Source organism: Enterobacter sp. SCRI0065 (genome assembly GCF_059766475.1).
Genome location: NZ_JCBAJB010000004.1, coordinates 238404 through 259022 on the forward strand (window position 1 = coordinate 238404; position 20619 = coordinate 259022).

Sequence of the window (20619 nt, forward strand, 5' to 3'; positions counted from 1 at the left end):
AAATCGGTCTGAGTTGATCGATGGCTGTTATTGACGCGGCAAATCATCCCAGGTACCGGGCGCGAGTTGAGACGCTATTTCCGGGTAGCGAGTGGCGTCAAATACCGGCCGCACGCCGAGTTTTCGCTGGCGCAAATAATCGCGGGCGATAAGCGTCACGACTGGCGACAGCAGCAGGATGGCCGTCAGGTTCGTGATCGCCATCAACGCCATCATGATATCCGCCAACTGCCAGACCAGCGGCAGGCTCATCATTGAGCCCGTCAATACGGTGATGGCGATCCCCACGCGCAGCATCCACAGCGTTTTGCGAGAGTCCAGGCGCAGAAATATCAGGTTGTTTTCGGCATAGATATAGTTTGCCACGATAGAGCTAAAGGAGAAGAGCAGCACAACCAGCGAGACAAATCCCGCGCCCCAACTGCCGCCCAGATTCACCAACGCCTGCTGTACGAGCTGTATTCCCGCGGTGGTGCCTGCATGAGGAATAGGGCCTGCCAGCAGCACGATCATTGCGCTGGCGGAACAGATGATGATGGTGTCGGTGAAAACGCCAATCATCTGCACGATACCTTGAGCCGCAGGGTGGGGAGGCCAGGAGGCCGCCGCTGCCGCCGCGTTAGGGGTCGAGCCCATCCCCGCTTCGTTAGAAAACATTCCGCGTTGAAACCCAGCCGTCAGTGCCTGGCTGACGGTGTAGCCTAACGCACCTGCCGCCGCTTCTCGCCAACCAAAGGCGGCCTTGAAAATAGCAGCAATAACGTCCGGCACTTGACCAATATGCATGAGGGTGACGACCAGGCTCGCGGCGACCCATAGCAGCGCCATCACAGGAACCAGCCACTGCATCAGTTTTGCCACGCCTTTGATACCTGTCACGATGACCAAAAGCATCAGGACTGACAGAATGGTGCCCGTTAGCCATTCAGGGAAGTTGAAGGCATAACGCAGGGCATGGGAAACCGAGTTCGCCTGCACGGTATTGAAAATAAGGCCGTAAGCGACAAGCAAAAACAGAGAGAACAGGACGCCCATCCAGCGCATACCGAGGCCGCGCGACATGTACCAGGCCGGGCCTCCGCGGAATTGCCCATTTTTATCACGCTCTTTATACAACTGCGCCAGAGAGCATTCGGCAAACGACGTTGCCATGCCGATAATGGCGATCACCCACATCCAGAACACTGCGCCTGGGCCGCCTGCACTAATCGCTAAGGCGACGCCCGCCAGATTTCCGCTGCCGACACGCGCGGCAAGGCTAGTGCATAACGCCTGAAAAGAGGTTAATCCGCCGGGTTGAGGGGTGACGCTGTTTTTCAGACTTTTGCCAAACTGGCGAATATAGCGAAACTGAATACAGCCACTGCGCACCGTGAACCAAATACCTGCGCCAAGCAGCAGGTAAATCATCACCGAGCCCCAGAGGACTTCATTGATAAATGACAAGAAATCAGGCATTAACGTCCCTCTTGTTGATGCCGAAGTGAATTTGTAAGCGCTACCATTGAATGGACAGAATGGTACTTAGCAGGCTGTTAATATTCGCAGTTTATCATACTATCGCTAAGCGCACTGTCTGCGGTTGCGCTGCTATTCCGTCGTGTTATCATCAAGGCAGACCGGTTACATCCCCCTAACAAGTAAACCTGTCATTTTTCCGTTGCTGGCATGCTGTCGGTGGCGTGAATTATCCAGGGCACGTAAAAAGAGAAAGACTATCATGACGGATAAATTAACCTCCCTTCGTCAGTTCACCACTGTCGTAGCTGACACCGGAGATATTGCGGCAATGAAGTTGTACCAGCCGCAGGATGCCACCACTAACCCTTCTTTGATCCTGAACGCTGCACAAATCCCTGAGTACCGCAAACTGATCGACGAAGCTGTCACCTGGGCGAAAGCGCAGAGCAACGATCGTGCACAGCAGATTGTGGACGCCGCTGACAAGCTGGCCGTGAATATCGGTCTGGAAATCCTGAAGCTGGTTCCGGGTCGTATTTCTACCGAAGTTGACGCGCGCCTGTCCTACGACACCGAAGCGTCAATCGCGAAAGCCAAACACCTGATCAAACTGTACAACGATGCGGGTATCAGCAACGATCGTATTCTGATCAAGCTGGCGTCCACCTGGCAGGGCATTCGTGCCGCTGAACAGCTGGAAAAAGAAGGTATCAACTGTAACCTGACTCTGCTGTTCTCCTTCGCGCAGGCGCGTGCATGTGCAGAAGCTGGCGTGTTCCTGATTTCTCCGTTTGTGGGCCGTATTCTCGACTGGTACAAAGCCAACACTGACAAGAAAGAGTACGCACCAGCAGAAGATCCAGGCGTAGTGTCCGTGACTGAAATCTACGAATACTACAAACAGCACGGCTATGAAACCGTGGTGATGGGCGCAAGCTTCCGTAACGTTGGCGAGATCATCGAGCTGGCTGGCTGTGACCGTCTGACCATCGCACCTGCACTGCTGAAAGAACTGGCAGAGAGCGAAGGCGCGCTGGAGCGTAAACTGAGCTACACCGGTGAAGTGAAAGCGCGTCCAGAACGCATCACCGAATCTCAGTTCCTGTGGCAGCACAACCAGGATCCAATGGCAGTAGACAAACTGGCGGATGGTATCCGTAAGTTTGCTGTTGACCAGGAAAAATTGGAAAAAATGATCGGCGATCTGCTGTAATCATTCTGCGTGACCGGGCCTCCGGTCACGCTACTTCTTTCGCACCCTGTCTGAATTCCCCCTCTGCGTGTATCATTCCCATTAATCAGTATTGTTTGAATGGAAATGAATATGAACACGTTACGCATCGGCTTAGTGTCGATTTCTGACCGCGCCTCAAGCGGTGTTTACGAAGATAAAGGCATCCCGGCTCTGGAAGCGTGGCTGGCGACGGCGTTGACGACGCCTTTTGAAATCCAGACGCGTTTAATCCCGGATGAACAGCCGATTATTGAACAAACGCTGTGCGATCTGGTTGATGAGATGAGTTGCCATCTGGTGCTAACGACAGGCGGCACCGGCCCGGCGCGTCGCGACGTCACCCCGGATGCAACCCTGGCGATAGCGGATCGTGAGATGCCTGGCTTTGGCGAGCAAATGCGTCAGATCAGTTTGCACTTTGTGCCTACGGCGATCCTCTCCCGGCAGGTGGGCGTTATCCGTAAACAAGCATTAATCCTGAATTTGCCGGGTCAGCCAAAGTCGATCAAAGAGACGCTGGAAGGCGTGAAAGCAGACGACGGAAAGGTGCTGGTGGCGGGGATTTTTGCAAGTGTACCGTATTGTATACAGTTGCTGGATGGCCCTTACGTAGAAACCGATCCACAAGTGGTAGCAGCATTTCGCCCTAAAAGCGCACGGCGCGAGACAATATCCTGAAGTTGATGCTTTTGTGACATAAGATATAGCGCCAATAGCGTGGTCAATAATTTACGGTATAGTAATTTTTTCTTTACGATCACTGTAAAATTATAACTACGCTATTAAAAGGTCTGCTATGTCACATCACACCCGACCTCTGAATCGTCAGGATTACAAAACGCTGACGCTCGCGGCCCTCGGCGGCGCGCTGGAGTTTTACGACTTCATTATATTTGTCTTCTTTGCTGCCGTCGTGGGGGAACTCTTCTTCCCGGCGGATATCCCGGAATGGCTACGTCAGGTTCAAACCTTCGGCATTTTTGCTGCGGGTTATCTGGCACGTCCGTTGGGCGGGATTATTATGGCGCACTTCGGCGATCTGGTCGGGCGCAAGAAGATGTTCACCCTAAGTATCCTGTTGATGGCGGTGCCAACGCTGGCGATTGGCCTGCTGCCGACCTACGCCTCGATGGGTATTCTGGCACCTGTATTGCTGCTGCTGATGCGCATTTTGCAAGGGGCTGCGATTGGTGGCGAAGTGCCTGGCGCATGGGTATTCGTGGCTGAACACGTGCCAGCTCGTCGCATTGGGATTGCGTGCGGAACATTAACCGCTGGTTTGACCGTAGGCATTCTGCTGGGGTCGGTGGTCGCAACGCTTATCAATACCAGCATGACCACTCAGGCGGTACACGAGTGGGGCTGGCGTATTCCATTCCTGCTGGGCGGGGCGTTTGGTCTGGTGGCTATGTATTTGCGCCGCTGGTTGCAGGAAACGCCGATTTTCCTGGAGATGCAGCAGCGCAAGGCTCTGGCGCAAGAGCTTCCGGTTAAATCAGTAGTGGTACGTCACCAGAAAGCCGTCGTCGTTTCTATGCTGCTCACCTGGCTGCTGTCCGCCGGGATTGTGGTGGTGATTCTGATGTCGCCCGTTTGGCTGCAAAAACAGTATGGATTTGCTCCTGCGGTGACGCTCCAGGCAAACAGCATCGCCACTATCATGCTGTGTTTTGGCTGCTTGATTGCCGGTCTGGCGGCCGATCGCTTTGGTTCAAGCCTGACCTTTATCGTCGGCAGCCTGCTGCTGGCAGGTTCAAGCTGGGCATTTTATCACCTGGCAGGCGCGCATCCTGAACAGTTGTTCCTGCTCTACGGCGTGGTAGGCCTGTGCGTGGGAGTGGTCGGTGCGGTGCCCTACGTCATGGTGCGTGCGTTTCCGCCGGAAGTGCGTTTCACCGGGATCTCGTTCTCTTACAACGTGTCCTATGCCATCTTTGGCGGATTAACCCCAATAGCGGTGACGCTGCTGATGGGCGTGTCGCCTATGGCACCCGCGTGGTATGTGCTGGCGTTGTCGTTGATGGGGCTGGGTCTGGGGATTTGGCTGCGCGGTGAGCGCCATCAACTGATGGCGCAGTCGCCGATAAATGAAGGGTAAATCAGGCGATTGATGAGTGTTTTTCGCCAATCGGCAGTACGGTACGACCAAACTGCTCGTTCAGTACTTCGCCCATTGCCAAATAGATAGCGCTTGCACCACAGACCAGGCCAATCCAGCCCGCCACGTGAACAATGCTTTCGTTATCTGCCAGGTGACCGATTGCCAGCAGCGCAAACAGCACTGTCAGACTCAGGAACACGAACTGCAACGCGCGGTTACCCGCCAGGGTGCCAAAGAACATGAACAGCGTGAAGACGCCCCACAGACCCAGGTAAACGCCCAGGAAGTGGGCGTTTGCTGCGTCTGCCAGGCCCATCTTCGGCATAATCAGAATGGCGACCAGCGTCAGCCAGAATGAACCGTAAGAGGTAAATGCCGTTAAGCCGAAGGTATTGCCTTTTTTATATTCCAGCAGGCCCGCGAAGATTTGCGCGATACCGCCGTAAAAAATGCCCATCGCCAGGATAATGCTATCCATCGGGAAAAGCCCGATGTTGTGCAGGTTCAGCAGAATGGTCGTCATGCCAAAACCCATCAGTCCCAGCGGAGCCGGATTAGCCAACTTAGTGTTGCCCATAAGTCCTCAAAGAAATCATCATTAAATGGTGAAATAGTTAAACCCGCGCCAACTCTCCCAGGCGGGGCGCGGCATCATAATGGGCGCAACACTCGGCGTCTATGATCTGAACAGGGTGAAATTAAAAATTTTTTTATCCTTGCCCCTTGATGGATGGCGTTACGACCCCATCTTGTAGTCAACCGCAGTGAGTGAAGCTGAAAAAAATCAAATCGGGGCAGTTGAAAAAGCACGTTCTGCCCTTATTACAGTTTCACAACCACATGATGAACAAATTTTTAGTGGAGACGTTTAGATGGGTAAAATTATTGGTATCGACCTGGGTACTACCAACTCTTGTGTAGCGATTATGGATGGCACAACTGCACGTGTGCTGGAGAACGCCGAGGGCGATCGCACCACGCCTTCTGTTATTGCATATACCCAGGACGGTGAAACTCTGGTTGGCCAGCCGGCTAAACGTCAGGCAGTGACTAACCCGCAAAACACCCTGTTTGCGATTAAACGCCTGATTGGTCGCCGCTTCCAGGACGAAGAAGTACAGCGTGATGAAGCCATCATGCCGTACAAAATCATCGGTGCTGATAACGGTGATGCATGGATTGATGTGAAAGGTCAGAAAATGGCACCGCCGCAGATTTCTGCTGAAGTGCTGAAGAAAATGAAAAAAACGGCTGAAGATTACCTGGGCGAACCGGTAACTGAAGCGGTTATCACTGTACCGGCATACTTCAACGATGCTCAGCGTCAGGCAACCAAAGACGCGGGCCGTATTGCTGGTCTGGAAGTCAAACGTATCATCAACGAACCAACCGCTGCTGCACTGGCTTACGGTTTGGATAAAGAAGTCGGTAACCGTACTATCGCGGTTTACGACCTCGGTGGTGGTACTTTCGATATCTCTATTATCGAAATCGATGAAGTTGACGGCGAAAAAACCTTTGAAGTTCTGGCTACCAACGGTGATACCCACCTGGGTGGTGAAGACTTCGATAGCCGTATGATCAACTACCTCGTAGACGAATTTAAGAAAGATCAGGGCATTGACCTGCGTAACGATCCGCTGGCTATGCAGCGCCTGAAAGAAGCCGCTGAGAAAGCGAAGATTGAACTGTCTTCTGCTCAGCAGACCGACGTCAACCTGCCGTACATCACTGCAGATGCGTCTGGTCCTAAACACATGAACATTAAAGTGACGCGTGCGAAACTGGAAAGCCTGGTCGAAGACCTGGTGAACCGTTCTATCGAGCCACTGAAAGTTGCACTGCAGGACGCGGGTCTGTCCGTGTCTGACATCCAGGACGTTATCCTGGTTGGTGGTCAGACTCGTATGCCAATGGTTCAGAAGAAAGTGGCTGAGTTCTTTGGTAAAGAGCCACGTAAAGACGTTAACCCGGACGAAGCGGTTGCTATCGGCGCTGCTGTTCAGGGTGGTGTATTGACGGGTGAAGTGAAAGACGTACTGCTGCTGGACGTTACCCCGCTGTCGCTGGGTATCGAAACCATGGGCGGCGTGATGACTGCGCTTATCAGCAAAAACACCACGATCCCGACTAAGCACAGCCAGGTGTTCTCTACCGCTGAAGACAACCAGTCTGCGGTAACCATCCATGTGCTGCAGGGTGAGCGTAAACGTGCTGCGGATAACAAAGATCTGGGCCAGTTTAACCTCGACGGTATCAGCCCAGCACCGCGCGGCATGCCGCAGATCGAAGTCACCTTTGACATCGATGCTGATGGTATCCTGCACGTTTCTGCAAAAGACAAAAACAGCGGTAAAGAGCAGAAGATCACCATCAAGGCTTCTTCTGGTCTGAACGAAGAAGAGATCCAGAAAATGGTGCGTGAAGCGGAAGCTAACGCAGAGTCTGACCGTAAGTTCGAAGAACTGGTTCAGACCCGTAACCAGGGTGATCATCTGCTGCACAGCACGCGTAAGCAGGTTGAAGAAGCAGGCGAACAGCTGCCAGCTGATGACAAAACCGCTATCGAAGCTGCTCTGAGCGCGCTGGAAACTTCTCTGAAAGGGGAAGACAAAGCGGATATCGAAGCGAAGATGCAGGAGCTGGCACAGGCGTCCCAGAAGCTGATGGAAATCGCTCAGCAGCAGCACGCACAGCAGCAAGCTGGTGCGGCAGGCGCTGACGCTTCTCAGAACAACGCGAAAGACGACGACGTTGTCGATGCTGAGTTCGAAGAAGTTAAAGACAAAAAGTAATCGCCCTGATGCAGGGTAATTAATCGGCACGGGCGAAGAGGTTTCCTCTCCGCCCGTGCTCGCATGTTAAGGGGCTGAAAAAAACAATGGCAAAGCAAGACTATTACGAGATTTTAGGCGTTCCGAAAACCGCGGAAGAGCGTGAAATCAAAAAGGCGTACAAGCGCCTGGCCATGAAATTTCACCCGGACCGTAACCAGGGTGATAAAGAGGCCGAAGCCAAATTTAAAGAGATCAAAGAAGCCTACGAGATCCTGACCGACGACCAGAAGCGCGCGGCATACGATCAGTACGGTCATGCTGCGTTTGAACAAGGTGGCATGGGCGGCGGTGGATACGGTGGCGGCGGCTTTGGCGGCGGCGGTGCTGATTTTGGCGATATCTTTGGCGATGTTTTCGGCGATATCTTCGGCGGTGGCCGTGGACGTCAGCGTGCATCCCGTGGCGCAGATTTGCGTTACAACATGGAGCTGACGCTGGAAGAAGCCGTTCGTGGCGTGACCAAAGAGATCCGCATTCCAACGCTGGAAGAGTGTGATATTTGCCACGGCAGCGGCGCGAAAGTGGGTACCAAGCCGCAGACTTGTCCAACCTGTCACGGTTCCGGCCAGGTTCAGATTCGCCAGGGCTTCTTCGCAGTACAGCAGGCCTGTCCGCACTGTCATGGTCGCGGTACGCTGATTAAAGATCCGTGCAACAAATGTCACGGTCATGGTCGCCTTGAGAAGACCAAAACCCTGTCCGTTAAGATCCCGGCAGGCGTGGATACCGGTGACCGCATTCGTCTGGCCGGTGAAGGCGAAGCAGGCGAGCAGGGCGCGCAGTCAGGCGATCTGTACGTACAGGTTCAGGTTAAACAGCACGCTATTTTCGAGCGTGAAGGTAATAACCTGTACTGTGAAGTACCGATCAACTTTGCGATGGCAGCACTGGGTGGCGAAATCGAAGTCCCGACCTTAGACGGTCGTGTGAATCTGAAAGTCCCAGGCGAAACGCAGACCGGTAAGCTGTTCCGCATGCGTGGCAGGGGTGTTAAATCAGTACGTGGTGGTGCGCAGGGTGACCTGCTTTGCCGCGTAGTGGTCGAAACGCCGGTTAGCCTGAACGACAAACAGAAACAGCTGTTGAAAGAGTTGCAGGAAAGTTTTGGCGGTCCAACGGGTGAGAAAAACAGCCCGCGCTCCAAAAGCTTCTTCGATGGCGTGAAAAAATTCTTCGATGATTTGACCCGCTAATCTTTAGCTGCTGTCATTTTTTCAAAGCCCGGAAGCGATTCCGGGCTTTTTGTTTTTTGTCGATATAGCTCGGGAATAACGAGTTTATCATCAACATTAAACTGTTTTTTTCGAGCTGTTAGCCTTGGTATTATGGTTTTACCGAGCTAATGTCGTAAAGAGGAACGACTAAAGTGAAACTTCTACACCGTTTCTTCAGCAATGAAGCATCTGGCGGCATCATTTTAATACTGGCCGCCGCGTTTGCGATGGTGCTGGCGAACCTGGGGGCCACTCAGGGCCTGTATCACGCTTTTCTGGACACGCCCGTCGAGCTACGCGTTGGCGTGCTGGAAATTAACAAGAACATGCTGCTGTGGATCAACGACGCCCTGATGGCGGTCTTTTTCCTGCTGGTAGGGCTGGAAGTGAAGCGTGAACTGGTTCTCGGTTCACTTGCCAGCCGTCAACGGGCCGCTTTTCCGGTTATCGCCGCCATTGGCGGAATGGTGGTGCCTGCGCTGATCTACCTGGCGTTTAACTATCAGGATCCTATTGCGCGCCAGGGCTGGGCTATACCGGCAGCGACGGATATCGCTTTTGCGCTGGGCGTACTGGCTCTGTTGGGCAACCGCGTGCCGATTGCGCTCAAGATCTTCCTGATGGCGCTGGCGATTATTGATGACCTTGGCGCCATCGTTATTATCGCGCTGTTCTATACCAGCGATCTGTCCATTCTGTCTCTGAGCGTGGCCGCTGGGGCGATTGTTGCACTGGCGCTGCTAAACGTCTTTAACGTGCGCAGAATCGGAATTTACGTTTTGGTGGGTATGGTGCTGTGGACTGCGGTGCTGAAATCTGGGGTCCATGCGACGCTTGCGGGGGTCATTATTGGCTTCTTCGTGCCGCTTAAGGAACAGGACGGTAAATCACCGGCCAAGCAGTTAGAACATGTGCTGCATCCCTGGGTCGCCTTTATGATCCTGCCACTGTTTGCTTTTGCCAATGCGGGCGTATCGCTGCAAGGCGTCACCTTTGCCGGGCTGACCTCGATGCTGCCGCTGGGCATTATTGCTGGCCTGTTTATCGGTAAGCCGTTAGGTATCAGCCTGTTCTGCTGGCTGGCGCTCAAGCTCAAGCTCGCCTCATTGCCGCACGGAACAACCTTCCGGCAAATCATGGCGGTGGGTGTGCTGTGTGGGATTGGCTTTACGATGTCGATTTTCATCTCGACGCTGGCGTTCGCGGGACTCGATCCGCAGCTTATCGTGTGGGCTAAGCTCGGCATCCTGATGGGCTCGCTACTGGCGGCATTTGTCGGCTACTCATTATTAAAAGTGAAACTGTCGGGGCAGGTGCAATCGGCATAACGGTTACAGGGGGAGAGCAGAGGCTCTCTCCCGAACACGCTATCAGGGAGTGAAAACACGATGTCACATATTAATTACAATCATCTGTACTACTTCTGGCATGTCTATAAAGAAGGTTCCGTGGTGGGGGCAGCGGAAGCGCTGTATCTGACACCCCAAACCATTACCGGTCAAATAAAGGCGCTGGAAGAGCGTCTGCAGGGGAAATTATTCAAACGTAAAGGTCGAGGCATTGAGCCTACCGAGCTCGGTGAGCTGGTCTTTCGTTATGCCGATAAGATGTTCACACTCAGCCAGGAAATGCTCGATATTGTGAATTACCGCAAAGAGTCGAATTTGCTTTTCGATGTGGGCATTGCGGATGCACTCTCGAAACGACTGGTGAGCGGTGTGCTAGATGCCGCCGTGGTGGAGGATGAACAAATCCACCTGCGCTGTTTTGAATCGACTCACGAGATGCTGCTGGAGCAGCTTAGCCAGCACAAGCTGGATATGATTATCTCCGACTGCCCCATTGACTCTACGCAGCAGGAAGGTCTGTTCTCGGTGAAGATCGGCGAGTGTGGCGTCAGCTTCTGGTGTATCAATCCTCCGCCAGAAAAACCGTTTCCTGCCTGTCTTGAGGAGCGACGGTTGTTAATCCCTGGGCGTCGTTCAATGCTGGGCCGCAAGCTGCTGAACTGGTTTAACACGCAGGGGTTGAAGGTGGAAATCCTGGGAGAGTTTGATGATGCCGCGTTGATGAAAGCCTTTGGTGAGGCGCATAACGCTATCTTTGTTGCACCGACGCTGTACGCGCACGATCTTTACATCGACGATAAGGTCACGGAGATTGGGCGGGTGGATAACGTGATGGAAGAGTACCATGCGATATTTGCCGAAAGAATGATTCAACATCCGGCGGTGCAGCGTATCTGTAACCGTGACTATTCGGTGTTGTTTACCCCACCAGCGTCACGTTAAGCCAATAAAAAAACCCGCATTAAGCGGGTTCTTTAAACAAGCAACAACAAGTGGCGATTAAGCCATTTTGCTGATCTGCGCGGTCAAGTTTGCTTTATGACGCGCCGCTTTGTTTTTGTGGATCAGACCTTTAGCAGCCTGACGATCCACAAGTGGTTGCATTTCGTTAAATGCGTTCTGCGCTGCAGCTTTGTCGCCAGCTTCGATTGCTGCGTATACTTTCTTGATGAAAGTACGCATCATAGAGCGACGGCTTGCGTTGTGCTTACGAGCCTTTTCAGACTGAATGGCACGCTTCTTAGCTGATTTGATATTAGCCAAGTCCAACTCCCAAATATGATCTATGTGGACAATTCAAAGGCCGAGGAATATGCCCTCTATACCTTCTTTTGTCAATGGATTTGTGCAAATAAGCGCCGTTAATAAGGCGACGCTACGTTACGTAGTGATGGCGCAGGATTCTACCAGCTTGTCTCTCGTGAATACAGCCTTTCAGTAGAAAAAACGCAGTTCTCTGGCAGTTTTTTTTGCTCTTAAAGATAAGCTTCATGAAATCATTACGGCTTTCTGAATTGAGGGAACAATCGCCAGTTAACGTTAACCGCTGTACAAGGTATACTTTGGCGATTTTCACTGTCTTGAGCCTGTCATGAAGCTGATACGCGGCATACATAATCTCAGCCACGCCCCGCATGGGTGCGTGCTGACTATTGGTAATTTCGACGGCGTACATCGTGGTCATCAGGCGCTGTTACAGGGATTGCGTAAAGAAGGCCAGGCCCGTGGACTGCCGGTTGTGGTCATGATTTTCGAGCCGCAACCGCTGGAACTGTTTGCCGGTGACAAAGCGCCAGCTCGCTTAACTCGTCTGCGCGATAAACTTCGCTATCTGGCGGAGTGTGGCGTTGACTATGTGCTCTGCATACGTTTTGACCAACGTTTCGCTGCGTTAACGGCGCAAGCTTTCGTTGGTGACCTACTGGTCAAACGCCTGGGCGTGCAGTTCCTCGCCGTGGGTGATGATTTCCGCTTTGGCGCTAGTCGTCAGGGTGATTTCTTGTTATTACAGAAGGCAGGTCTGGAATACGGTTTTGACGTGACCAGCACCATGACCTTCTGCGAAGGCGGCGTGCGCGTCAGCAGCACCGCCGTTCGTCTGGCGTTGGCCGACGATCGGCTGGATGTGGCGGAAAACCTGTTAGGGCATCCTTTCTCTATTTCAGGCCGCGTAGTGCATGGCGACGAACTCGGTCGCACGATTGGTTTCCCGACGGCGAACGTTCCGCTGCGCCGTCAGGTATCCCCGGTTAAAGGGGTGTATGCGGTAGAAGTCAGTGGGCTTGGCGACAAACTGTTGCCCGGCGTTGCCAACATTGGCACGCGCCCAACGGTGGCCGGCGTGCGTCAGCAGCTAGAAGTCCATCTGCTGGATGTTGTAATGGACCTCTATGGTCGCCATATAGATGTTATCCTGCGTAAAAAGATACGTAACGAGCAGCGATTTGCTTCGCTTGATGAGCTGAAAGCACAAATTGCGCGCGATGAGTTAACGGCCCGCGAATTTTTGGGGCTATCGAACCCGGCTTAACGCCTGAATGAGTTTTAAATACGGAACCGAGAATCTGATGAGTGACTTTAAATCGACCCTGAATTTGCCGGAAACAGGGTTCCCGATGCGCGGCGATCTCGCCAAGCGTGAACCGGGAATGCTGGCGCGTTGGACCGATGATGACCTGTACGGCATCATTCGTGCCGCTAAGAAAGGTAAAAAAACCTTCATTCTGCATGATGGCCCTCCTTATGCGAATGGCAGCATTCATATTGGTCACTCAGTAAACAAGATTCTGAAAGACATTATCGTGAAGTCCAAGGGACTCACCGGTTTTGACTCGCCTTATATTCCAGGCTGGGACTGCCACGGTCTGCCGATCGAACTGAAAGTCGAGCAGGAATACGGTAAGCCAGGTGAGAAATTCACGGCGGCCGAGTTCCGCGCTAAATGTCGTGAATATGCCGCAGAGCAGGTTGATGGCCAGCGTAAAGACTTTATCCGTCTGGGCGTGCTGGGCGACTGGTCACGTCCATATCTGACCATGGACTTCAAAACCGAAGCCAACATCATCCGCGCACTGGGCAAGATCATCGGTAACGGACACCTGCACAAAGGCGCTAAACCTGTGCACTGGTGCGTCGACTGCCGTTCTGCTCTGGCAGAAGCGGAAGTCGAGTATTACGACAAAACCTCTCCATCTATCGACGTGGCCTTCCACGCCGTCGATCCGCAGGCCGTGCTCGCTAAATTTGGCGTGTCCTCCGCCACGGGCCCTGTCTCGCTGGTTATCTGGACCACCACGCCGTGGACGCTGCCTGCGAACCGTGCGATCTCGCTTTCCGCTGATTTCGATTACGCGCTGGTGCAGATTGATGGTCAGGCCGTGATTCTGGCGAAAGATCTGGTAGAGAGCGTGCTGAAACGCGCGCACATTGATAATTACACCGTGCTGGGTACCGTGAACGGTGCCGAGCTGGAACTGATGCGCTTTAAGCACCCGTTCCTGGATTTCGACGTGCCGGCCATTTTGGGCGATCACGTGACGCTGGAAGCCGGTACCGGTGCGGTTCATACCGCCGGTGGCCATGGCCCGGACGATTACAATATCAGCCTGAAATACGGTCTGGAAATCGCGAACCCGGTAGGCCCGGATGGTTCTTACCTGCCTGGCACCTATCCGGCGCTGGACGGTATTAACGTCTTCAAAGCTAACGACATCATTGTCGATATGCTGCGTACCAGCGGTGCAATGTTGCATGTTGAAAAGATGCAGCACAGCTATCCGTGCTGCTGGCGTCATAAATCGCCAATCATCTTCCGTGCGACCCCGCAGTGGTTCATCAGCATGGATCAGAAAGGCCTGCGCGCGCAGTCTTTGAAAGAGATCAAAGGCGTGCAATGGATCCCAGACTGGGGTCAGGCGCGTATTGAATCGATGGTGGCTAACCGTCCTGACTGGTGTATCTCCCGTCAGCGTACCTGGGGCGTGCCGATGTCCCTGTTCGTCCATAAAGAGACGCAGGAACTGCATCCGAACACGCTGGAACTGATGGAAGAAGTCGCGAAACGCGTTGAAGCCGATGGCATTCAGGCGTGGTGGGATCTGGATTCCCGCGACATCCTGGGCGCTGATGCAGACAACTACGAGAAAGTGCCTGACACCCTCGACGTCTGGTTTGACTCGGGTTCCACTCACTCTTCCGTCGTTGACGTGCGTCCTGAATTCTCCGGTCACGCCGCCGATATGTATCTGGAAGGTTCTGACCAACACCGTGGCTGGTTCATGTCATCTCTGATGATCTCTACCGCGATGAAGGGCAAAGCGCCTTACCGTCAGGTACTGACCCACGGCTTTACCGTAGATGGTCAGGGCCGCAAAATGTCCAAATCCATCGGTAACACCGTTTCTCCGCAGGATGTGATGAACAAACTCGGCGCGGATATTCTGCGTCTGTGGGTGGCGTCAACGGACTATACCGGTGAAATGGCCGTGTCGGATGAGATCCTCAAACGTGCTGCCGACAGCTATCGTCGTATCCGTAACACCGCGCGCTTCCTGCTCGCTAACCTGAACGGTTTCGATCCGGTTAAAGACATGGTGAAACCGGAAGAGATGGTGGTGCTGGATCGTTGGGCAGTTGGCTGCGCGCAAGCGGCACAGGAAGATATCCTGAAGGCCTACGAATCTTATGATTTCCACGAAGTGGTGCAGCGCCTGATGCGCTTCTGCTCCATCGAAATGGGCTCGTTCTATCTCGACATCATCAAAGATCGTCAGTACACCGCGAAATCCGACAGTGTTGCGCGTCGTAGCTGCCAGACTGCACTGTTCCACATCGCAGAAGCGCTGGTTCGCTGGATGGCACCAATCATGTCCTTCACCGCAGATGAAATCTGGGCCTATCTGCCTGGCGATCGCGAGAAATACGTGTTCACGGGTGAGTGGTACCAGGGCTTGTTTGGTCTGGCAGATACGGAAGCCATGAACGATACCTTCTGGGACGAGCTGCTGAAAGTACGTGGCGAAGTGAACAAGGTTATCGAACAGGCGCGTGCGGACAAGAAAGTGGGCGGCTCTCTGGAAGCGGCAGTGACCCTGTACGCAGAACCCGAGCTGGCGGCTAAGCTGACCGCGCTGGGTGACGAATTGCGATTTGTCCTGTTGACCTCCGGTGCCAGCGTTGCTGATTATACTCAAGCCTCCGCGGACGCTCAGCAGAGCGAACTGCTCAAAGGGCTGAAAGTGGCGTTAGTGAAAGCGGACGGTGACAAATGCCCGCGCTGCTGGCATTACACGACCGACGTTGGTCAAGTGGCGGAACACGCAGAAATCTGCGGTCGCTGTGTTACTAACATCGCCGGTGATGGCGAAAAACGTAAGTTTGCCTGATGACTAAATCGCTCTCTTCAACAGGACTGCGCTGGCTGTGGCTGGTCGTTGTCGTGCTGGTTATTGATTTGGGCAGCAAATTCCTGATCCTCCAGAACTTTGCTCTGGGGGATACGGTACCGCTGTTCCCGTCCCTTAACCTGCATTATGCGCGTAACTATGGCGCAGCGTTTAGCTTCCTTGCCGATAGCGGTGGCTGGCAGCGCTGGTTCTTTGCCGGTATCGCGCTGGGCATCTGTCTGGTGCTGACCGTGATGATGTATCGCGCCAAGGCAAGCCAGAAGCTGAACAACATCGCCTACGCGCTGATTATTGGTGGCGCGCTGGGTAACTTGTTCGATCGTCTGTGGCACGGCTTTGTGGTGGATATGATCGACTTTTACGTCGGTGACTGGCACTTCGCCACCTTCAACCTGGCCGACAGTGCTATTTGCATTGGTGCCGCGATGATTGTGCTGGAAGGTTTCTTGCCGAAGCCCGCCGCGAAAGAGCAGGCGTAATACAAATCGCCCGGTAAGCGAAGCGCTGCCGGGCAAAACAAGCGAGCAATGGGCATGTCTAAATCCATACAGAGTAATAGTGCGGTACTGGTTCACTTCACGCTGAAACTTGACGATGGTTCCACCGCTGAATCTACCCGTAATAACGGCAAACCCGCACTGTTTCGCCTGGGCGATACCTCACTGTCTGAAGGGCTTGAGCAACAGCTTTTAGGTCTGAAAGAAGGCGAGAAAAAAGCCTTCTCGCTGGAGCCAGATGCTGCATTTGGCGTGACGACACCGGATCTGATCCAGTATTTCTCTCGTCGTGAATTTATGGATGCAGGCGAACCGGAAATCGGCGCGATTATGCTCTTTACCGCAATGGATGGCAGCGAAATACCTGGCGTGATACGTGAAATCAACGGCGATTCTATTACCGTTGACTTTAACCATCCGCTTGCCGGGCGCACCGTCCATTTTGATGTCGAAGTGCTGGAGATTGACCCGGCACTGGAGGAAAAGAATGCAGATCCTGTTGGCTAACCCGCGCGGTTTTTGTGCCGGAGTAGACCGCGCTATCAGCATTGTTGAAAACGCGCTGGAAATTTACGGCGCGCCTATTTATGTGCGTCACGAAGTGGTTCACAACCGCTACGTGGTCGATAGCCTGCGCGAGCGCGGCGCGATTTTTATTGAGCAGATTAGCGAAGTGCCCGACGGTGCTATCCTGATCTTCTCTGCGCATGGCGTTTCTCAGGCTGTCCGTAATGAAGCCAAAAGTCGTGACCTGACCGTATTCGATGCCACCTGTCCGCTGGTGACCAAAGTGCATATGGAAGTCGCCCGCGCCAGCCGTCGTGGTGAAGAGTCGATTCTGATTGGTCATGCCGGGCATCCAGAAGTGGAAGGCACGATGGGCCAGTACAGCAACCCGGAAGGGGGCATGTATCTGGTTGAGTCGCCGGAAGATGTACTGACGCTCAACGTGAAAAACGACGCCAAGCTGTCGTTTATGACCCAGACCACGCTCTCCGTTGATGATACGTCTGATGTGATTGACGCTTTACGCCAGCGTTTCCCGAAAATCGTTGGTCCGCGTAAAGATGACATTTGCTATGCCACCACCAACCGTCAGGAAGCGGTGCGCGCGCTGGCCGAACAGGCTGATGTGGTGCTGGTTGTGGGCTCGAAAAACTCGTCTAACTCCAACCGTCTGGCTGAACTGGCTCAGCGGATGGGGAAAAATGCGTACCTGATCGATGACGCGACCGATATCCAGGAAGCATGGGTGAAACATGCGGCTTGCGTTGGCGTCACTGCGGGTGCTTCTGCGCCTGACATTCTGGTGCAGAATGTCATTTCCCGTCTTCAGGAGTTGGGTGGCGGAGCTGCCGTACCGCTCGAAGGTCGCGAAGAGAACATTGTCTTCGAAGTACCGAAAGAGCTACGCATCGACGCGCGCGAAGTCGAGTAAGGGTTACCGATGCCAGTCACTTAATGACTGGCATTTTTTCGTTCAGGTAGTTAATCATCGCTCGCATTCTGGCTGGCATATGTTTGTTACGCGTCCACAGCAGCCAGAGATCGCCCGAGTAGCTGCTGATAAATTCCCACTCCGACAGCACCTGGACTATCTCCCCACTCTCCAGCGCTTCACGCGCCGTAAACAGCGGCAAACTGCCAATTCCCAGGTGGCGTTTTACCGCGTCCAGCCGCACGCCCGTATGGTTAGCGGCATAGCGTCCATGTGTTTGTATAGTTTCCGTTTTCCCCTGCAAAGCAAATTTCCAGCGCGAATCGGCAGGTGTCTCCCCGAGTGAAATACAGCTGTGAGCGCGGAGATCGTGCGGATGCTGCGGCGTGCCCGAGCGACGAAGGTAGTCCGGCGTCGCGCAAACAACATGGGTCACCGGGATCAGCGGCTTGCCATACAGACCGGGAGAGGGCGTATTGGTGATCCGCAGCGCCAGATCGACGCCATCATCGATCAGATCCATATAGCGATCTTCCAGGCGCAGGCAGACGTCGATCTGCGGATGACGGTCGAGAAACTCCGGGATCAGCGGATGAATCACAAATCGTCCAACGGCTTTCGGGACGCTCAGCGTGAGCTTTCCCTGCGCAACGGTTTGTACGCTACTGCCGGAATCCATCGCCTGTTTAGCCGCCTCCAGCATATCCAGGGCATGTTCATAAACCGATTTACCGGTTTCGGTGAGCGCCAGCTTTCGCGTGGTGCGATGCAGTAATTTGCAGCCCATCTCCTGCTCGAGACGCGAGACGCAGCGGCTCATTGCCGAGGGCGTTGCCCCGCCGATACGGGCAGCTGTCGAAAAACTACCGTGCTCTACGATAGCGACAAAGGTCGCCAGATCGGGAAGGAGTACAGGTTTCATTTGTGCATACCAGGCAAAAGTGCATTGTTTGAGCGGTCGATTATCGACGTTGAACTAATGAATATACTGTCAGGCAACAGAGGAGAACAACCATGACAGAACGTCTTTATTACACAAGTGAAGCGACGGAAGGTCACGCGCAGGTGATTCGTTGCACCGAGGAGCCTGATGGACGCTACGCCATTGAGCTGGATAAAACGCTTTTCCACCCCCAGGGCGGCGGTCAGCCTGCGGATAAAGGCTGGATCGCGGGGATTGCGGTGGAAGGGGTCAGCCAGCGCGGGGAGCATGTTGTGCATGTCCTGGCGCGACCGCTTACCCCGGGCGAAGTGGATATGCAGGTGGATAAAGCCGCGAGGGATGTTCATTCCCGCTGGCACAGCGCCGGGCATTTGATTGGCTATGCCGGTGAGCACGTTGGTTGGGAGCCGGTGAAAGCCCATCACTGGCCGGGTGAGGGGCGGATAACTTTTGTCGCGGGGGCACAGCAGGCAGCCATCCCTGATGCCAGCGCGCTGACTACCCTTATTGAAGGCTGGAAAACGCAGAATTTACTTTGCCATACCGAGATTGAAGAGGGGAGACGTCAGGTCCGGTTTGGCTTTCTCCCTGCCTATCTGTGCGGCGGCACCCATGTTCAGCAACTGGGGCAAATCGGGCCGATGACGATCACCGGGCTTAAGATGAAAAAAGGGCAGCTGGTGGTCAATTATACCGTCGAATAATACGCTCGCTGAACTGTGATTAACCCGGCAAACCTGGAGGCCTGGCGCGAGGTTAATCGTTTAATCTGATAAGCTTGTCATGTTGTTCTCCTCGGGCCGGAGATAAACATGAATCCTGACATTATCCTGCCACCTCAGGTGGCGTGGGCCAGCGGCGTATTTGCCAACGGTCCGCTTATCCGCAAGACGACACGTGTCGCCGATCTGCACGCTGTTTTTAGCGATAACGACGCCTGGCTGGGCTGCGATCCACAACAGAGCGTCTATGACGTTGAAATGTTCGACTCCCCGTCGGGCGAGGGGGCGCTGTACGTTGGCGTCACCCACCTTCACGCCGGGAAAATTGGCGACGAGTTCTTTATGACCCGGGGTCACTTTCATCAGCGCCGCGAACAGGGCGAGGTCTATTTTGGCCTGCGCGGGTGCGGCTTGCTTCTGCTCCAGACAGAGTCCGGGGACGCGCGCCTTGAGCGCGTGACGCCCGGCTCGGTACATATTATTCCTCCCTTTACCGCGCATCGCTTGATTAACACCGCAGACGAAACGCTCTCCGCATTGGCGGTATGGCCGAGCGTGGCCGGGCATGACTACGCGGCGTTAGCCGGGGGTTTTGCGCTTCGGGTATTTACCTCTGAAAAAAATCCGCAGGGATGGGAGGTTGACCATGGCTAACTATGGGCTGGATATGACCATCACGCATCGGCCGCTGGGTTTTAGCTATGGGGACGACGTTACCGGTCCGATGCCGGAGATCCGCACGCTGGATCAGATTCGCCCGTCGCTGCGCAATCCGGAGTGTGAGGGACCAGAGCAGGTATACGCCATTGCAATGGATGTGGCGCGTCTGGCCGACAGGCAGGAGCTTGAAAAACGAATGCTGCTCTTTGGCGTAGTCACCTACGCGGCGGGAACGCTCGGTGAAGAACCGGTGCGCAGCCAGGGACATATTCACCGTATCAGTCAGCACAGCGGATGGTCGCCACCCGAGCTGTACGAAATCTGGCAGGGTAAAGCGATTATCTATATGCAGGAATACGTTGAGGACGATCCGGGGCGTTGTTTTGCGGTGCTCGCGGGGCCGGGAGAAAAAGTGCTTGTGCCGCCGGGTTGGGGACATGCGACGATCTCTGCCTCTCCCGACGAACCGCTTACGTTTGGCGCATGGTGTGACCGGGAATATGGCTTTGAGTATGACGCGGTTCGCGCACGTAAGGGATTGGCCTGGTATCCGCTTATACAGGGGAACAATATTATCTGGCAGCAAAATCATCACTATATGCCAGGGCGGTTACAGATGATTACGCCACGTTGTTATCGTGAGTTTGGCCTTACCGACGCGCCCATTTATCAGCAGTTTATCGACGATCCTGCGCGATTCCAGTTCATATCTCGCCCGGATAAAACGCCAGAACTGTGGGATAACTTCCATCCGTAAA

19 protein-coding genes are annotated in these 20619 nt (G+C 54.0%); 15 read left to right on the forward strand and 4 right to left on the reverse strand.

All coding sequences use genetic code 11. The features are described from left to right. Positions 1 to 27: 27 nt before the first annotated feature. Positions 28 to 1458, reverse strand: coding sequence for an alanine/glycine:cation symporter family protein (locus AC6EMZ_RS13660; protein ID WP_498403053.1), 1431 nt, complete (start codon positions 1456 to 1458; stop codon positions 28 to 30). A gap of 262 nt (positions 1459 to 1720) precedes the next feature. On the opposite strand from AC6EMZ_RS13660, the gene tal reads away from it, so the two are divergent. The 3 genes from tal to AC6EMZ_RS13675 all read left to right on the forward strand — a co-directional run bounded on the left by tal (position 1721) and on the right by AC6EMZ_RS13675 (position 4793). Further along, a complete protein-coding gene (gene tal / locus AC6EMZ_RS13665) occupies positions 1721 to 2674 on the forward strand; it encodes a transaldolase (protein ID WP_498403054.1) in 954 nt (317 codons plus the stop codon). Positions 2675 to 2785: 111 nt separating this feature from the next. Then, on the forward strand, positions 2786 to 3373 hold the full coding sequence (mog, locus tag AC6EMZ_RS13670; RefSeq protein ID WP_498403055.1) for a molybdopterin adenylyltransferase: 588 nt from the start codon (positions 2786 to 2788) through the stop codon (positions 3371 to 3373). A gap of 118 nt (positions 3374 to 3491) precedes the next feature. Further along, a complete protein-coding gene (locus tag AC6EMZ_RS13675; protein WP_498403056.1) occupies positions 3492 to 4793 on the forward strand; it encodes an MFS transporter in 1302 nt (433 codons plus the stop codon). A gap of 1 nt (position 4794) precedes the next feature. Here AC6EMZ_RS13675 and satP read toward each other — a convergent pair whose 3' ends face one another. Next, positions 4795 to 5373, reverse strand: coding sequence for an acetate uptake transporter (satP, locus tag AC6EMZ_RS13680; RefSeq protein WP_498403058.1), 579 nt, complete (start codon positions 5371 to 5373; stop codon positions 4795 to 4797). A 295-nt stretch (positions 5374 to 5668) separates the two neighbouring features. On the opposite strand from satP, the gene dnaK reads away from it, so the two are divergent. From dnaK to nhaR, 4 genes are all read left to right on the forward strand, one after another. Further along, a complete protein-coding gene (dnaK, locus tag AC6EMZ_RS13685; protein WP_498403059.1) occupies positions 5669 to 7591 on the forward strand; it encodes a molecular chaperone DnaK in 1923 nt (640 codons plus the stop codon). An 86-nt stretch (positions 7592 to 7677) separates the two neighbouring features. Next, a complete protein-coding gene (dnaJ, locus tag AC6EMZ_RS13690; RefSeq protein ID WP_498403061.1) occupies positions 7678 to 8826 on the forward strand; it encodes a molecular chaperone DnaJ in 1149 nt (382 codons plus the stop codon). Between the two features lie 173 nt (positions 8827 to 8999). Beyond that, positions 9000 to 10175: a Na+/H+ antiporter NhaA gene (gene nhaA / locus AC6EMZ_RS13695; RefSeq protein WP_498403063.1), complete on the forward strand. Its 1176-nt coding sequence runs from the start codon at positions 9000 to 9002 to the stop codon at positions 10173 to 10175. Positions 10176 to 10235: 60 nt separating this feature from the next. Beyond that, entirely contained in the window at positions 10236 to 11138 is a 903-nt protein-coding gene (gene nhaR, locus AC6EMZ_RS13700) for a transcriptional activator NhaR (RefSeq protein WP_498403064.1), read from the forward strand. A gap of 57 nt (positions 11139 to 11195) precedes the next feature. On the opposite strand, the gene rpsT is transcribed toward nhaR, so the two are convergent. Then, a complete protein-coding gene (rpsT, locus tag AC6EMZ_RS13705) occupies positions 11196 to 11459 on the reverse strand; it encodes a 30S ribosomal protein S20 (protein WP_498403065.1) in 264 nt (87 codons plus the stop codon). Between the two features lie 328 nt (positions 11460 to 11787). On the opposite strand from rpsT, the gene ribF reads away from it, so the two are divergent. Genes ribF through ispH form a run of 5 tightly spaced genes read left to right on the forward strand, consistent with a single transcriptional unit; the run spans position 11788 to position 17536 of the window. Beyond that, a complete protein-coding gene (gene ribF / locus AC6EMZ_RS13710) occupies positions 11788 to 12726 on the forward strand; it encodes a bifunctional riboflavin kinase/FAD synthetase (RefSeq protein WP_498403066.1) in 939 nt (312 codons plus the stop codon). A 37-nt stretch (positions 12727 to 12763) separates the two neighbouring features. Then, positions 12764 to 15580 carry an isoleucine--tRNA ligase gene (gene ileS / locus AC6EMZ_RS13715; protein WP_498403067.1) on the forward strand — a complete coding sequence of 939 codons (2817 nt, stop codon included), beginning with the start codon at positions 12764 to 12766 and terminating at the stop codon, positions 15578 to 15580. After that, on the forward strand, positions 15580 to 16080 hold the full coding sequence (gene lspA, locus AC6EMZ_RS13720) for a signal peptidase II (RefSeq protein ID WP_498403068.1): 501 nt from the start codon (positions 15580 to 15582) through the stop codon (positions 16078 to 16080). Before ileS ends, lspA begins: the two co-directional genes overlap by 1 nt. A 54-nt stretch (positions 16081 to 16134) precedes the next feature. Beyond that, complete coding sequence (gene fkpB, locus AC6EMZ_RS13725; protein ID WP_498403069.1) at positions 16135 to 16605, forward strand: FKBP-type peptidyl-prolyl cis-trans isomerase; 471 nt, start codon at positions 16135 to 16137, stop codon at positions 16603 to 16605. Continuing rightward, a complete protein-coding gene (gene ispH / locus AC6EMZ_RS13730; protein WP_498403070.1) occupies positions 16586 to 17536 on the forward strand; it encodes a 4-hydroxy-3-methylbut-2-enyl diphosphate reductase in 951 nt (316 codons plus the stop codon). The genes fkpB and ispH overlap by 20 nt, the downstream gene beginning before the upstream one ends. Before the next feature lie 16 nt (positions 17537 to 17552). On the opposite strand, the gene AC6EMZ_RS13735 is transcribed toward ispH, so the two are convergent. Further along, a complete protein-coding gene (locus AC6EMZ_RS13735; RefSeq protein ID WP_498403071.1) occupies positions 17553 to 18458 on the reverse strand; it encodes a LysR family transcriptional regulator in 906 nt (301 codons plus the stop codon). Between the two features lie 92 nt (positions 18459 to 18550). Here AC6EMZ_RS13735 and AC6EMZ_RS13740 point away from each other — a divergent pair, with 92 nt between their 5' ends. From AC6EMZ_RS13740 to AC6EMZ_RS13750, 3 genes are all read left to right on the forward strand, one after another. Next, complete coding sequence (locus AC6EMZ_RS13740; RefSeq protein ID WP_498403073.1) at positions 18551 to 19183, forward strand: alanyl-tRNA editing protein; 633 nt, start codon at positions 18551 to 18553, stop codon at positions 19181 to 19183. A gap of 108 nt (positions 19184 to 19291) precedes the next feature. Continuing rightward, positions 19292 to 19855, forward strand: a complete 564-nt coding sequence (locus tag AC6EMZ_RS13745) for a glucose-6-phosphate isomerase family protein (protein ID WP_498403074.1) — start codon at positions 19292 to 19294, stop codon at positions 19853 to 19855. Next, entirely contained in the window at positions 19848 to 20618 is a 771-nt protein-coding gene (locus AC6EMZ_RS13750) for a glucose-6-phosphate isomerase family protein (protein ID WP_498403075.1), read from the forward strand. Before AC6EMZ_RS13745 ends, AC6EMZ_RS13750 begins: the two co-directional genes overlap by 8 nt. Position 20619 lies beyond the last annotated feature (1 nt).